The following is a 15,785-nucleotide window of genomic DNA, read 5'->3' on the forward strand; positions in this document are numbered from 1 at the left end:
CGTTTTGGTGTACATAAATAAGCTATATTCTCTTTCATCCGGACTCTAACCGTCGGCTCTGGCATCTCACCAGATCTGCTTGACCTTTACTTAACCTATTTAAACACTGTAAAAACAAGTTAAATAAAGCGCTCGCGGGCTCATTTAAGTTACAAATAACATTAAACATACCGCCGGTGGGGAATTTCACCCCGCCCTGAGAATTAACAGTAAGCGTTAGCACTTACTGCAAGCATATTATACGCCTGTATTTACTTGTTTTTCAAAACTAAATGCCATAAATACTACGAAAGTTGAATGTTTACCGATGCACTGTTTACTATACCTTCATTTATATCAGCAATAAGCGAACACATAGCACCGTTAACTAAATTTAAGTTAGGTTGAACGTGCCCTATGTCAGCATCAAAAATAACGGGAAATAAACACCCGCCTAATGCAACATCAAGCGCATGACGATAGTCAAAGGCATCATAATGACTTTGTGTAATTTCACTTCGCCCTAAAACCAAGCCATTGATGTCGTCAAATATGCCCGCTAATTTTAATGACAGTAAAAATCGTGCAACCGTGGTAGGCGTTAGCTCTGAGTTTTCGAGGTATAAAATAAGCCCTTCGGGTGCACTGTCCTTTTTAAATTCATGCAGTGCTAAAAATGGTGAGTCGAGCAATAAGCCGACTGTATCTAAACATCCACCAAATAAGCGGCCTGACATTTCTATGGTGCGTTTATCTGTATAGTTTAAACATTGCCATTTTGTGGGCTCACTAGGGCTTAGTAATTCATTCGGGTTTTGTGCGTAATTAGGCTTGTTTTTTTGATATAAAGAAGAAGGCCCTTGCTCAAATTTACTACCGGCTTCGTAAGTAAGAGTTTCGAATATTTGTAGGCTATACGCGTTTTTTTCATCTGGATGGAGCTGCATAAGGTTAGCGCTGTGAAGTGTTGCCCATTGGCACTTAGCGGTGAGTGCACATGCAATCGTGCTCACATCAGAAAACCCAACTAGCCATTTAGGTTTGGCTTGTTTAATCGCGTTAAAATCAAGTAGTGGCAATACCTCCATTGCCAGCTCACCACCCATTGGCGGCATAATGGCATCTATTTCATCATCTAGTAATAAACCCATTAGTTGCTCGGCATGGGCTTTAGCATTAAGCTCATTACGTGGTCTGTTTTGGCGTAAAAACTCCCCCTCTACAACCTCATAGCCACGGTGCTTTAATCCCTCTATCACAATATCTAATCGCCCGTGGTATTTTTCTTTTAGGCCTGATGACAGCGAGCAAATTGCAATTTTAGAGCCTACTTTTAAAGGCGCTGGGTAAAGAATATTAGCCATGGGTGTTCCTTTTTAATAAAGTGATTATGTACCTATATCAACACGTACACTCTTTATACAATATGAATGTATAAATGAGCTAATGCTTTGAGGTCAGCAAAATAATAATACCAATTCCATTAAGTATGTGATCTGAATTTTACGCCGAAAAAACAATTCAGTTCTAGGCGTAAATTGATGTAAATGGTTGTTCCCTTTACGAAATTAACAACAAATAAATGGGTTATTTTAGCAAGTAAAATAGATCAGCTATTTATTGGAATTGGTATAAGTTTTAATATTAAATTTCAGGCATAAAAAAACCGATGTAATTACATCGGTTTTTATTTAAAACGTTAAAGTGAGTTATACGTTAAAGATACTCAACTTCAATGATTTCGAACTCAACAATACCTTTTGGTGTTTGAATAGACACTGAGTCGTCCATTTGTTTACCAATTAAGCCACGCGCTATAGGTGAGTTAACAGATATTAAGTTATTTTTAATATTTGCTTCATCATCGCCTACAATACGGTATTTTACTTCAGCATCGGTTTCTACATTTACAATAGTCACCGTTGTACCAAAAATAACTCTACCGGTATTTGGCATTTTAGTTACGTCGATAATTTGAACATTTGAAAGCTTAGCTTCAATTTCTTGAATACGACCTTCGCAAAAACCCTGTTGCTCACGTGCAGCATGATACTCAGCGTTTTCTTTTAAGTCACCATGTTCACGTGCAACCGCAATATCACTTACGATTTTAGGACGGGTAACTGTTTTTAATTCGTTAAGCTCTTTACGCAGTAAATCTGCGCCACGAACTGTCATCGGAATTGATTGCATACTTTTCTCACTTAACACCAAGGCCCTAGTTGGCCTTGGCACATTTCCTTAGTTCAATCGCAGGTGTAGCTCTTGAACTGACGTCACTTTACTGCGGTCATCTGCTTTGTTAGCAGTACAGTTAGCGAATGCCGCGTTCAAGGTTGTCGTATAGTTGGTTTTATTTTGCAATGCACCACGACGTAACACCTTCGAATCTTCGATCGCTTGGCGACCTTCGGTGGTATTAACAATATAGCTGTACTCTTTATTCTTAATATAATCAAGAATATGCGGGCGGCCTTCATATACTTTGTTTACACGTCGTACTTCAATGCCAGCTTCTTCAAGAGCTTCTGCCGTGCCACCAGTTGCGTCAAGTTCAAAACCTAAGTCGGTCATGATTTTGGCTAATTCAACAATACGTGGCTTATCGCTATTACGAACAGATAATAACGCGCGACCACCGCGTGGTAAAGTATTGCTTGCACCTAATTGTGCTTTTGCGAATGCTTCGGCGAAAGTATCGCCAACACCCATCACTTCACCTGTTGAACGCATCTCAGGACCACGGATTGGATCCACACCTTGAAACTTAGCAAACGGCAGTACAACTTCTTTAACGCTGTAGTAAGGAGGAATCACTTCTTTAGTAATACCTTGGCTTGCTAAAGACTGACCAGCCATACAACGTGCAGCTACTTTTGCAAGCGCTACACCCGTAGCTTTTGATACAAACGGTACAGTACGTGCAGCACGAGGGTTGACTTCGATTAAGTACACTTTGTCTTCTTTTACTGCAAACTGTGTATTCATCAAGCCAACAACACCAAGTTCAAGCGCCATGTCGGTTACTTGCTTGCGCATTACGTCTTGCACTTCTTGTGATAAAGAATGTGCTGGTAATGAACAGGCTGAGTCACCCGAGTGAACACCCGCTTGCTCAATGTGCTCCATGATACCGCCGATGATTACTTGCTCGCCGTCACAAATTGCGTCAACGTCAACTTCAATCGCGTTATCTAAGAAACGGTCCAGTAATACAGGTGCTTCGTTTGATGCTTGTACAGCTTCGGTCATGTAGCGACGTAAATCATCTTCGTCGTATACAATTTCCATTGCACGACCACCTAGTACGTACGACGGGCGAACAACGAGTGGGAAGCCAATTTCAACTGACTTAAGTAAGGCTTCTTCAGTTGAAGTTACTGTTGCGTTTTCTGGCTGAAGTAAGTTTAAACGCTCAACAAGTTGTTGGAAACGTTCGCGGTCTTCTGCACGGTCAATCGCATCTGGTGAAGTACCAATGACTGGCACACCATTAGCTTCAAGCTCACGCGCTAGCTTAAGTGGTGTTTGACCACCGTATTGTACGATAACGCCTTTTGGCTTTTCAACACGTACGATTTCGAGTACGTCTTCAAGCGTAATTGGTTCAAAGTATAAACGATCCGAAGTATCATAATCGGTAGATACCGTTTCAGGGTTACAGTTAACCATGATGGTTTCATAGCCGTCTTCACGAAGCGCAAGCGAGGCATGTACACAACAGTAATCAAACTCAATACCTTGACCGATACGGTTTGGACCACCACCAATAACCATGATTTTATCACGATCAGTTGGGTTAGCTTCACACTCTTCATCGTAAGTTGAGTACATGTAAGCTGTGTCTGAGCTAAATTCTGCAGCACACGTATCAACACGTTTGTATACTGGCACTATGTTTAATAAATGACGCTTTTTACGAATTTCAGCTTCAGATACACCTGCAATTTCTGCTATACGCGGATCTGCAAAGCCTTTGCGTTTAAGTTTACGTAGGAAGTCAGCATTTAAACCCGCCATGCCTACTTTCGCTATTTTTGCTTCGTCTTTTAAAATATCTTCTATTTGAACTAAGAACCAACGGTTTACTTTAGTCAGCTCGTAAACATCATCAACGCTCATGCCATGGCGCATTGCATCGGCAATGTACCAAATACGCTCAGCGCCTGGCTCGCGTAGTTCGCGGATGATTTTTTCTTTTGCTTTAGGGTCATCAAGTGCCACTATTGGGTTAAAACCTGTAGCGCCTACTTCAAGACCCCGTAATGCTTTGTGTAGTGACTCTTGTTGATTACGACCAATTGCCATTACTTCGCCAACTGATTTCATTTGCGTAGTTAAACGGTCGTTTGCACCGGCAAATTTTTCAAAGTTAAAGCGAGGAATTTTTGTAACAACGTAATCGATTGAAGGCTCAAAAGACGCAGGTGTTTTGCCACCAGTAATGTCGTTTTGAAGTTCATCAAGCGTGTAACCTACAGCTAATTTTGCAGCAATTTTAGCAATTGGGAAACCCGTTGCTTTTGATGCTAGTGCAGATGAACGTGATACACGTGGGTTCATCTCAATGATAACCATACGGCCATCTTCTGGATTAATACCAAACTGTACGTTCGAACCACCGGTTTCTACACCAATTTCACGTAATACTGCCATAGAGGCGTTACGCATAATTTGGTATTCTTTGTCAGTTAGCGTTTGCGCTGGTGCAACAGTGATTGAATCGCCAGTGTGAACACCCATCGGGTCAAAGTTTTCAATGGTACAAACAATAATACAGTTGTCGTTTTTATCACGTACAACTTCTGTTTCGTACTCTTTCCAACCAATTAGTGATTCATCAATCAATAATTCGCTAGTAGGCGATAAATCTAAGCCGCGTTCACAAATTTCTTCAAACTCTTCTAAGTTATACGCCACACCGCCGCCGGTGCCGCCCATAGTAAAAGAAGGCCTGATAATACATGGCAAACCAATGCGCGTTATGATGTCTTTGGCTTCATCCATAGAATGAGCAATCTCAGCACGTGGACATTCAAGACCAATATTTTTCATTGCTACGTCAAAGCGTTCGCGGTTTTCTGCTTTGTCGATTGCATCAGCCGTTGCACCAATAAGTTCAACGCCGTGCTTAGCCAATACACCGTGCTTGTCTAGTTCAAGTGCACAGTTTAATGCTGTTTGACCACCCATTGTAGGCAGTATTGCATCAGGCTTTTCTTTTTCAATGATTTTTTCTACCACTTCCCAATGAATGGGTTCGATGTATGTTGCATCGGCCATATCAGGGTCTGTCATGATAGTTGCAGGGTTTGAGTTAACTAATATAACTCTGTAGCCTTCTTCTCTAAGTGCTTTACACGCTTGAGCACCAGAGTAGTCAAATTCACACGCTTGACCAATTACAATTGGGCCTGCGCCTAAGATAAGAATGCTTTTTATGTCGGTACGTTTTGGCATTATTACTCCAGTTAAATTAGTGTTTACGCGCTTGCATCAAATCGATGAAGTGGTCAAATAATGGTGCTGCATCGTGTGGACCAGGGCTTGCTTCAGGGTGACCCTGGAAGCTAAACGCAGGTTTATCTGTACGATGAATACCTTGAAGCGTTCCGTCAAATAACGATTTGTGCGTGGCACGAAGCGTACTTGGCAGGCTTGACTCTTGCGCTGCAAAACCATGGTTTTGAGCTGTGATCATAACTACATCGCGGTCTAGGTCTTTAACTGGGTGGTTAGCGCCGTGGTGGCCAAATTTCATTTTTTCTGTTTTAGCACCTGAGGCAAGGGCTAATAACTGATGACCTAAACAGATACCAAAAATTGGTGTGTCGGTTTCTAAAAAGGTTTTAATTGCATCAATAGCGTAAGTACATGGCTCAGGATCGCCAGGGCCATTAGATAGGAAGATACCATCAGGGTTTAAAGCCAGTACGTCAGCGGCAGAGGTTTGCGCTGGTACTACTGTAAGTTTACAACCACGGTCTACAAGCATACGTAAAATATTACGCTTTACACCGAAGTCGTAGGTAACAACATGAAACTTTTCATCAGCAGCATCAAGAGTTTTAAATCCTTCGCCTAATGTCCAGCTTGATTCGCGCCACTCAAAATTTTCCTTGGTTGAGACAACTTTTGCTAAATCCATACCTTTTAAGCCTGGGAAGGCTTGCGCGGCTTGTAGCGCTTTACTTTCGTCTAGCTCGTCGCCAGCAATAATACACCCGTTTTGTGCGCCTTTATCACGCAAAATTCGAGTTAACTTTCTGGTGTCGATGTCCGCAATACCTAAAATATTACGTTCTTTTAAGTAATCATCTAACGATTGCTCGTTACGAAAATTACTTGCTAGCAGTGGCAAATCACGGATCACTAGGCCTTTAGCCCAAATTTGATTCGCTTCTTCGTCTTCGCTGTTGGTACCCGTATTACCGATATGTGGGTACGTCAAAGTTACGATTTGTTCCGCGTATGATGGATCAGTCAAAATTTCTTGATAACCAGTCATAGACGTATTGAATACTACTTCACCGACTGACATGCCGTCAGCGCCGATTGCAGTACCGCGAAACACTGTGCCGTCTTCTAGGACTAACAGAGCGGATTTAGTCAAGTTAAACCTCCTAACAGTAAAAAACGGGAGTAAGCAATTGCTTAACACCCCGCCAATACCCAGAGGGATCGTCAAAACTAGATTTTTGTGAGCTTAAATAGTTTTACGCAGTCTTAAATGATGCCGATATAAAACGCTAAACCTTCAATCATTTTTTCTTGCCTAAAACTATTTTTATTCCCACTGAAACCCAGGATTTACTAGCCATTTGGGTATAATTGGAAACACGCATTTAGTAATTTTTGGCAAATTGGCTGCATATTACATGAAGTTGCTATTTAGGTCTAACACTTTTTAGTAAATTGTTACAAACAAGTCACTGTAGGTGAAATTAGACCCAAACAGTTAAAAAAGTAACTAAACTACTTAAGATCTAGCACATCTTGCATATCATAAAGTCCTGCAGGTTTGTTTCTCAACCAGCTTGCAGCCCTTACAGCACCTAGAGCGAACGTCATTCTTGAACTTGCTTTGTGGGTTAATTCAAGCCTTTCGCCCATTGTAGCGAAGTATGCAGTGTGTTCACCTACTATATCGCCCCCTCTTAGTACCGAATAACCAATCTCATTTTGCGATTTAGCTGTTTCCACTTGGCTGCGGTTGTATACAGCAACTTCGTCGTGATCCCAGCCTTTAGCTTGTGCAATTGATTCACCAATGGCGAGTGCTGTGCCTGATGGTGCATCTATTTTATGACGATGATGCGCTTCAAATATTTCGATATCTAAGTCGTCACCAAACTTAGTTGCCGCTGTTTGTACTAGGTTTAATAGTACATTTACGCCAACACTGTAGTTTCGGGCAAATACAATTGGAATATGTTTGGCTGCATCGTGTAGTAGCACCATATCCTCGGTTGTTAAACCCGTTGTACCAATAACCATAGGAATTTTTTGTGCTACAGCGGTTTTTAAATGATTTTTCATACCTGCAGGAAGCGTAAAGTCGATTAAAACATCTACATTATCTATTGTGGTTTCTTCGCTAAAGCTAACACTGTTGTCGGCTGCGCTATTTACTTGATTTACATTAATGCCTAATAACGATGAACTACCACGAACGTATGCACCTGTAAGTTGTGTTTGCTCTTTAATTGTCGCTGCTTCTAATAGAGCTAAGCCCATTCTGCCATTAGCACCAAAAACGCCTATTCGATTTGTAGTCATTGTTTTTACCTAATTTAATTTAAATCCATTTTTTACTAATCTGAGTATATATCCGAAGCATTGCAAATACGCGCTTGGGCATTTTTATGCAGTTGGACAAATATTAATCGCTGAAAATAGCGTTACTTTGTAGATATTATCTAAAAGTCATGCAATAGTCAGGTGACCTTTTAATTTAATAATAATAACAATACCAGTTTACTTTAGCCATCTATACATTTAAACTTCTCTTTCGCGTCGATTTGGTCTTTGGCTTGCGGGCGCTGCGGTCTTCTTAATTAATAAAATAAGAGTGACTCGCTAAATTCAGCTAAAAGAGGAGTTTTTGGCTGTTGTATTACTAAACTGTTTACGAGGAATATGATGCAGCCATCATTTAATAAAAACAAAGCTATACTTTCTTTACTTCCCCTACTGACCTTTGTAGCACTATTTTTAGGCTCTGGTTTGTACTTGCAATCGCAAGGGGTTGATTACGCTTTTTATCAACTTCCTGCTCCCGTAGCTATACTACCCGCCATTATGCTTGCGTTTATTTTAAACAAGGGCACGGTAAACGAATGCGTTGATACTTTTATTAAAGGTGCTGGGCACAATAATATTATAACCATGTGTTTAATCTACCTACTTGCAGGTGCGTTTTCAGCCGTGGCTAGTGCAACCGGTGGTGTTGATGCGGTAGTAAATGCAGGTTTATCACTTATTCCTCCCGCTTTGTTGCTCCCAGGATTATTTTTAATTGCTGCTGTAGTATCTACAGCTATGGGCACCTCCATGGGAACAATTGGTGCTATTGGCCCTATTGCTTATGCGGTGTCTATTAAAACAGGTATAGATCCAGCATTAATGGCAGGTACGATTGTATCAGGCGCTATGTTTGGCGATAACTTATCAATTATTTCAGACACGACTATTGCAGCCACACGTACACAGGGCTGTGAAATGAAAGATAAGTTTAAAGAAAATCTTAAAATTGCAGTCCCTGCTGCAATACTAACTATTGGCTTGTTGTTTTATTTAACACCCGCAGCGCAAGTTGTTGAAACCAAGGATTACGATATTTGGTTAGTACTTCCGTATGCCTTTATTTTAGTGTTAGCAGTTGCTGGCCTAAACGTATTTGTGGTGTTGTTTAGCGGTATTATTTTTGCTGCATTAATGGGCTTTACAGGAAGCTATGAAGGCGCAAGCTTTGTAAAAGATATTTACAAAGGCTTTACCGATATGCAGGAAATATTTTTACTATCAATGTTTATTGGTGGCTTATCTGAATTCATTCGTATTAATGGTGGCCTTGATTACATTGCTCAAAAAATTCAAGCAATTACTAAAATCATTGCAAAATGGCATCGTAAAGTGGCCGACCAATTAGGTATTGCCGCACTCGTTATGACAAGTAATATGTGTATTGCTAATAACACCGTATCTATTATTGTTGCTGGCCCTATTGCTAAAAAGCTTGCCGACGACGGTGAAATAACCGGAAAACGCTCTGCAAGTTTACTTGATATTTTTGCTTGTGTAACGCAAGGCTCACTGCCTTATGGCGCTCAAGCACTATTGTTAGGTGCAACCTTTAAAATTAGTCCGTGGGAAGTATCAACGTCTTCTTATTACTGCTTTATTTTAGCCTTTACTGCAATTGCTATTATTTGTTTACGTCGTAATAAAGCATAATAAATTGATTTAGTGCATGTTGCAGCTTATTAAGTAGGCTGCAACATGTGTTAAATTAGCGATCAACTAATCAATCTCTTCTGCTATAATCTTCGCTTCCGCGTGTCACTAAAATTATAGTTATTAAACAGTTATGAAATTTAAAAAATTACTCCCTTTTATTACCCTTACTTCTCTTGCTTTATCATCATCTGCTTTTGCTGCCAATTGGAGCAGTACAGCAGTACATATAAATAATGGTAGCCAAAAAAATCCATTTTCTAAGCAAGAGTCTGATACTACTGTGTATTCAATCCAACATGCCTCTGGTCATGACTACGGCGATAACTTCTTTTTTATTGATTACAGTAAAGACGATACAACTGATGGCTACCAAGATAGTGACTTTTATGGGGAGTGGTACTCAACCGTTAGCTTGTCTGCCATTACTGGTAAGCAAATTGGCTCTGGCGCATTATTAGATGTTGGCTTAACGGGCGGTATTAACGTTGCTGGTGATGCAAAAGTAATGAAGTATCTACCAGGTGTAAAATTAAGCTGGGATGTACCTGGGTTTAACTTTTTTCAAACTTTAGTAACTGCCTACATTGATGACAGTGAAGGTGTGGCTAAAGGCGGCGCACCTATTGAAACAAATAGCTGGATGCTTGATGTAGCGTTTGAATACCCTTTTACCATTGGCTCGCAAAAGTTTAGCTTTAAAGGCCACGCTGAGTACATTGCTGAGCGTGAAGATGAGTTTGGCAACGATGTAGAAGCTTGGATACTCGCACAGCCTATTTTAGTGTGGGATATGGGCCACTCTCTTCAAATGAAAGAAAACACACTCCTATTGGGTATGGAGCTTCAGTACTGGCACAATAAACTAGGTACTGAAGTCACTGAATCGGTTCCGCAAATACATGTTGAGTGGACTTTTTAAACACCTCGTATCCATTTTAAATAATATGAATTTTAAGCGGAGCTATACTTTTAGCTCCGCTTTTTTGGTTAACCTAAAACATTCAATTGAACAGGTTTAAATACTTAGTTATTGTTGTACTTCTTTTTAAGCCAACTTTTAAGCCAAGCGCTCGCCTTTAATAGGAGTTACTGAATGTCGTCGATTAAAGTTATTTGTTTCTCTACTTTATTAGTACTAACAAACAATGCCTTAGCTGGCCCTTCTCAAGATACATCCGCCCTTTCTTATGATGCACTATTAAGCAATTACGAATACGATTTTAAGGTAAATTACTTTGCACTTGAGTCGCAAAAACAATCATTAAAAATGGCTTATATTTACTTAAAGCCAACTAAAGCCGATATGCCTACAGTTACACTTATGCATGGCAAAAATTTTAACGCCGACTACTGGACTACAACTGCGCAATACCTGCAATCTTTAGGTTATGGGGTATTAATCCCTGATCAAATTGGTTTTGGCAAGTCGTCTAAGCCAACTAATTACCAGTATTCGTTTGCGACGCTTGCTCATCATACTCACGCGTTAATAGATTCACTTAATATTAAAGAGTCGATTGTACTTGGGCACTCTATGGGCGGGATGCTAGCGAGTCGTTTTGTATTAATGTACCCAAACGCCACTAAAAAGCTAATTTTATTAAACCCTATTGGGCTTGAAAACTACTTGCAGTATGTTGATTATAAAGATACTAATTTTTTCTATAAAAACGAGCTTTCAAAAACACCGGAAGGTGTAAAAAAATATCAGCAAAAAAATTACTACGATGGTAAGTGGAATACAACATATTCAGCCTTAACTGACTTTATAACAGGGCAAATACAAGGCCCAGATAAAGAACAAATGGCATGGGTGAATGCAAAAACATACGATATGATTTTCACTCAACCTGTAATAACCGAATTTAAAGATTTAACTGTGCCGGTTAAATTAATTATTGGTACACGCGATAGAACCGGTCCAGGCCGTAACTGGAAAAAAGAGGATGTTGATTACGAGCTTGGTCGATACGATAAGTTAGGTAAACATGCTGCATCACTTATTCCTGACGCACAATTATTCGAACTAGATAACTTAGGGCACCTGCCGCACATTGAAGATTTTGAACGCTTTAAAAATGTATTACAAAAAGCGCTTACAACTAAATAAAGGTGAGTACTGAATACAAAAACCCCTGTAAGTAATTACTCACAGGGGTTTTTATTTAGTAATTAAACTAAATTATACCAATCTGCTTATATATGGGGTCTATTTAACGTTAAGAAAATTACGCTAGAACTAGGCAAAAATTTTTGTATCTAGTTGTTCTAAATAAAAAATTTTTAACGACATTATAGTGCAATTTAATTCGTTAAATTGATCAAAGATTTATGCAGGTTGGTATTACAACTTACATTGTGGGTTTTTACCCTGTGCTTTAGCTGTACTTTGCTCACTAAGTGCTTTACTCATTTGTGCTTGTAAGTCTTTAATACGACTGCTTGGCGCTGGGTGAGTTGATAAAAACTCAGGTGTTGTACCACTACCTGCTGCACTCATATTTTGCCAAAGGGTTACTGATTCTTGTGGATTAAAGCCTGCTTCAGCCATTAAATATAAGCCAATTTCATCAGCTTCTGACTCGTGCGAACGGCTAAATGGCAAAACAACACCATACTGTGCGCCTAAGCCTAGACCCTGCATAATTTCATTACGGTATTGAATGTTACCCATTTCAAGTGCTGCACTACCAAGTTGCATACCGGTATCTAAAATAGAGCTTTGTGAAACACGTTCATTAGAATGCTCAGCAATTACGTGCCCTACTTCGTGCCCTAGCACTGTTGCTAGTTGGTCTTGATTGGTGGCTATTTTTAATAAGCCCGTATGCACCCCAATGTAACCACCAGGTAGTGCAAATGCATTAGCAGATTCATCTTCAAATACAACTACTTCCCAATTTTGCGACGCGTATTCTTTTGGTAATACAGCCACTACTTTTTCAGCAATGCAATTTACATATGCATTTGTTTTTGCATCTTTATTAATTGGTTGGCTTTTTTTCATATCTGCAAAACTAGCAGTGCCCATTTCACTCATTTGTTGATCTGAGTAAAGCGCTATTTGAGTGCGTCCTGTTGGTGACGTTTTGCAACCGACTAAAACGGCTGTCGCTAATACTGCAAGTACTAGTTTTTTCATGATAATTCTCTTAAGTAATGAATTTTTTATTGCTTGTAGAATAGCAAACACAGTACCAATTTAAAATATTTGCTTTATATACCTTTATATTAAAAAGATACGATGAGACGATAAACTTAGCAGGCAAACTAAGTTTATCCAAATACAATGCCCTGTTACACTATAGCCCTTGTTTTTAGTGATTGTTGAGTTTACACATGGACGCCTCAGCCTCGTCTTTTAATACCCGTATTTTATTGCCTTTATTAGCCAGTATCGTGGCGATTACTCCTTTGGCTATTGATATGTATTTGCCCGCCATGCTGGTAATTGCAAGCGATTTACAAACTAATATGCCAAATGTACAAATATCGTTGAGTATTTACTTAGCGGGTTATTCATTGGGGATGTTATTTTTTGGCCCTATTGCCGATCAAATTGGCCGCCGTAAGCTCGCACGTATTGGCTTAACCCTATTTGGCGCAAGCTCACTTGCACTCGCATTTACAACCGAAATCCATGCGTTTTGGACTCTTAGAGCAGTGCAAGCATTTACCGGAGCGGCAGCAACCGTAGTCGTACCGGGTATTATTCGCCATATTTATCAGCAAAATACAGCTAAGGGAATGTCGTATGTGTCGATGATCATGATGGTAGCACCGTTAGTAGCCCCCTCTGTTGGTTCGTTTATTTTAGGATTTTCTGTTTGGTCAACCATATTTTTGGTTCTTGCTGGATATAGCTTTTTAATATTAGCGTTTGTACAAGTGTATTTAATAGATATACCTATTCATAAAAATGAGAAAAAAGGCCTCGCTCTATTTTTTGACAGCTATAAAACAGTACTGAGTAATAAAGACGCACGTGCGGATATACTCAGTTCTATGTTTGTATCGTTTGGATTTTTTTGCTTTTTGACCTCAGTACCATTTATTTATTTAGATTTATATGAAGTGTCAGAACAGTTATTTGGTGTGTTATTTGCGTTTAATGTAATGGCGCTTATGTTTGGTAACTTTTTAAATACGCGAATTGTACCAAGGCTGGGCTCTCGAAAAATGCTCTATATTGGGCTTGTATGTGGGTTTGTATCGGGGCTTGCGCTGTTAACATTTAGCTTATTGCACTTATCACTTTATTATATTGTGGCTGCTATTGCGCCATTAATGATGAGTTTAGGTGTCACTGCAAGTAATGCTGATTCGCTAATATTAATGAAGTTTGAAAGAAACACAGGTACAGCAACGGCCGTAATTGGCACACTTCGTTTTGGTAGTGGTGCATTAGTTGGCCCGTTACTCGCCATTATGCATGCAAAAAGCGCAGTACCATTTTCAAGTTTAATGTTTAGTGCTGTGTTACTCACTATGCTCGTACAGCTAATTCACTATAAAAAAGACAAAAAAAATGCCTCAATATGAGGCATTTTTATCAAAGCTAATAACCTTAAATTAATTAAGCGTCTACAGCTTTAGAAACCATAACCATTGCAGGGCGTAATAAACGACCATTCAATGTGTAACCTTTTTGCATAACAGCAAGTACTGTATTAGGTGTTACATCGTTACTTGGTTGAATTGACATTGCTTGATGAAAATCTGGATTAAACTGCTCACCTTGTGGGTTTACAATTTCAACACCAAATTTAGAAACAGCGTCATTAAAGCTCTTAACCGTCATATCGATACCTTCAAGCAACGGCTTTAGTGTCTCATTTTCTTTATCAGAAAATTCAATAGCACGTTCAAGGTTATCAATTACAGGTAGTAATTCGTTAGCAAATTTTTCTAGTGCAAATTTATGCGCTTTTTCTACATCTTGTGCTGCACGACGACGAATATTATCTACATCTGCTGCGGCACGAACAACACCGTCTTTTTGATCAGCAATTGTTTGCTTTGCAGCTTCAAGCTCTGCATATAACATCGCAATTTCTGCTTCAGGGCTTTGTTCTTGTTCTGCATGCTGATCAGCGGCTTCTACTGCTGCTTCTACATCAGCCTGCATTTTAGAAATTTCTTCGTTTAATTCTACTTCTTGCTCAGGGTTTTGTGTCTGCTCAGACATAAAATACGTGCTCCAATTCTTTACAACTGCGGTAATTATGGGGATTGAATAAAAAGATTCAAGAGTTAGATACCTCAATTAATTTAAATTCTTGAATTATTTCTTCAATCTGCGCTGATTTAGGACAAATTATACAAAAACGGCTTTGATATTCTTGATTTTTAAAGTACGGCACGCTTATTACAATTAATTCATCGCACTCAGTAAAAGGTAATTTTTCGCTATTAAGTACCGATACACCATTTTTAAAAGCAAGCTTATCTTCTACATAATTTAAAAACGAAACACCAATATTTAAACTTTGTTCGCAGTCTATTTGTTTGTAGAGGTAATTTTCACCAACAACAATACTATTATCTGAGCCTAATTTTTGGCTTAGTTGTCGCGTCCATTGATTAAGCGAATCATGACAATTTCGAGGCGCTGTATTTGCCATAGCTTGCATACGGTACAAACCTTCCATTAAGGTTTGTTGGCTAAATACAGTGTTCAACCAAGTGGCAAATTGATAACGAACAGAGTCTGACGAATCATGAGGTTTATCAATACAAATATTGTGACTCTGCCCTGCCCTATCTATTAATAAAATAAGCCAGTCGGTAGAATCAAAATCAAGCACTTCTACTCTAAACACTTGCTGTGAACTGGCTTGAGGTAAACCAACACAACAACATACTTGGTATTTTTGGCTCAAACCATGCGCTAGCTCAACGAGTTGTGACTGCTGTGGTTGCCAATAATTAGCAATATCAGCAAGCACAAAAAATTCGTCAAACCAATAATCAAACCCTTCATTTGTCGGCACTCGCCCTGCGGATGTATGAGGTGAATACAATAAGCCCACTTTTTCTAAGCGAGCCATAGCATTACGAACCGTAGCCGAACACACAGCCATGCCTTTGAGCTTGGCAATTTTTGTTGATGGAACAGGCAAGCCTTCACCATTACAGTACATGTTCATAACAGCTGAAAAAATTTGCTGATCTCGTGGGTTTAGTTTCATGGTATCTACATCTTGTTGCATGAAAGAGATATCGGGGCGTTTAGTTCTTTTTCAAGTCGTGCGGCTAACTCACAGTGAATAAAACTGATGGTTTATAATATTGCTATAATCTGTATTTTCAAACACTTCTGTTTTGAGTTACTCTACAATTATTAA

12 protein-coding genes and 1 riboswitch are annotated in these 15,785 nt (G+C 39.4%); of the genes, 4 read left to right on the plus strand and 8 right to left on the minus strand.

The features are described 5' to 3' along the window. Positions 1 to 22 precede the first annotated feature (22 nt). Positions 23 to 208: riboswitch (FMN riboswitch) on the minus strand. A gap of 76 nt (positions 209 to 284) precedes the next feature. The 5 genes from I6F48_RS03845 to dapB all read right to left on the minus strand — a co-directional run bounded on the left by I6F48_RS03845 (position 285) and on the right by dapB (position 7,758). Then, on the minus strand, positions 285 to 1,343 hold the full coding sequence (locus tag I6F48_RS03845; protein WP_166420692.1) for a S66 family peptidase: 1,059 nt from the start codon (positions 1,341 to 1,343) through the stop codon (positions 285 to 287). A 352-nt stretch (positions 1,344 to 1,695) separates the two neighbouring features. Next, positions 1,696 to 2,172, minus strand: a complete 477-nt coding sequence (greA, locus tag I6F48_RS03850; RefSeq protein WP_165741007.1) for a transcription elongation factor GreA — start codon at positions 2,170 to 2,172, stop codon at positions 1,696 to 1,698. Between the two features lie 48 nt (positions 2,173 to 2,220). Then, positions 2,221 to 5,439, minus strand: coding sequence for a carbamoyl-phosphate synthase large subunit (gene carB / locus I6F48_RS03855; protein WP_197118863.1), 3,219 nt, complete (start codon positions 5,437 to 5,439; stop codon positions 2,221 to 2,223). Positions 5,440 to 5,455: 16 nt separating this feature from the next. Then, positions 5,456 to 6,592: a glutamine-hydrolyzing carbamoyl-phosphate synthase small subunit gene (carA, locus tag I6F48_RS03860; protein ID WP_165741051.1), complete on the minus strand. Its 1,137-nt coding sequence runs from the start codon at positions 6,590 to 6,592 to the stop codon at positions 5,456 to 5,458. A gap of 362 nt (positions 6,593 to 6,954) precedes the next feature. Beyond that, entirely contained in the window at positions 6,955 to 7,758 is an 804-nt protein-coding gene (gene dapB, locus I6F48_RS03865) for a 4-hydroxy-tetrahydrodipicolinate reductase (RefSeq protein ID WP_165741050.1), read from the minus strand. A 363-nt stretch (positions 7,759 to 8,121) separates the two neighbouring features. Here dapB and I6F48_RS03870 point away from each other — a divergent pair, with 363 nt between their 5' ends. The 3 genes from I6F48_RS03870 (at position 8,122) to I6F48_RS03880 (ending at position 11,548) form a co-directional block, all read left to right on the plus strand. Beyond that, positions 8,122 to 9,435 (plus strand): Na+/H+ antiporter NhaC family protein, encoded by a 1,314-nt coding sequence (locus tag I6F48_RS03870; RefSeq protein WP_197118901.1) that lies wholly within the window; start codon positions 8,122 to 8,124, stop codon positions 9,433 to 9,435. Between the two features lie 133 nt (positions 9,436 to 9,568). Further along, complete coding sequence (locus tag I6F48_RS03875; RefSeq protein WP_197118864.1) at positions 9,569 to 10,357, plus strand: nucleoside-binding protein; 789 nt, start codon at positions 9,569 to 9,571, stop codon at positions 10,355 to 10,357. A gap of 174 nt (positions 10,358 to 10,531) precedes the next feature. Then, positions 10,532 to 11,548 carry an alpha/beta fold hydrolase gene (locus I6F48_RS03880; RefSeq protein WP_197118865.1) on the plus strand — a complete coding sequence of 339 codons (1,017 nt, stop codon included), beginning with the start codon at positions 10,532 to 10,534 and terminating at the stop codon, positions 11,546 to 11,548. 234 nt (positions 11,549 to 11,782) lie between these two features. Here the strand turns inward: I6F48_RS03880 and I6F48_RS03885 are convergent, their stop codons facing one another. Then, positions 11,783 to 12,580 carry a M48 family metallopeptidase gene (locus I6F48_RS03885; protein WP_197118866.1) on the minus strand — a complete coding sequence of 266 codons (798 nt, stop codon included), beginning with the start codon at positions 12,578 to 12,580 and terminating at the stop codon, positions 11,783 to 11,785. Positions 12,581 to 12,777: 197 nt separating this feature from the next. Here I6F48_RS03885 and I6F48_RS03890 point away from each other — a divergent pair, with 197 nt between their 5' ends. Further along, positions 12,778 to 13,980, plus strand: coding sequence for a Bcr/CflA family efflux MFS transporter (locus tag I6F48_RS03890; RefSeq protein WP_010553412.1), 1,203 nt, complete (start codon positions 12,778 to 12,780; stop codon positions 13,978 to 13,980). 34 nt (positions 13,981 to 14,014) lie between these two features. Here I6F48_RS03890 and grpE read toward each other — a convergent pair whose 3' ends face one another. Continuing rightward, positions 14,015 to 14,626 (minus strand): nucleotide exchange factor GrpE, encoded by a 612-nt coding sequence (grpE, locus tag I6F48_RS03895; protein WP_197118867.1) that lies wholly within the window; start codon positions 14,624 to 14,626, stop codon positions 14,015 to 14,017. Between the two features lie 58 nt (positions 14,627 to 14,684). Further along, positions 14,685 to 15,650, minus strand: coding sequence for an HrcA family transcriptional regulator (locus I6F48_RS03900; RefSeq protein ID WP_165728238.1), 966 nt, complete (start codon positions 15,648 to 15,650; stop codon positions 14,685 to 14,687). Between the last annotated feature and the right edge of the window lie 135 nt (positions 15,651 to 15,785).

The sequence above is a fragment of the Pseudoalteromonas sp. SWYJ118 genome (genome assembly GCF_015864505.1).
In the GTDB taxonomy this organism is placed as follows: Bacteria; Pseudomonadota; Gammaproteobacteria; order Enterobacterales; family Alteromonadaceae; genus Pseudoalteromonas; species Pseudoalteromonas arctica.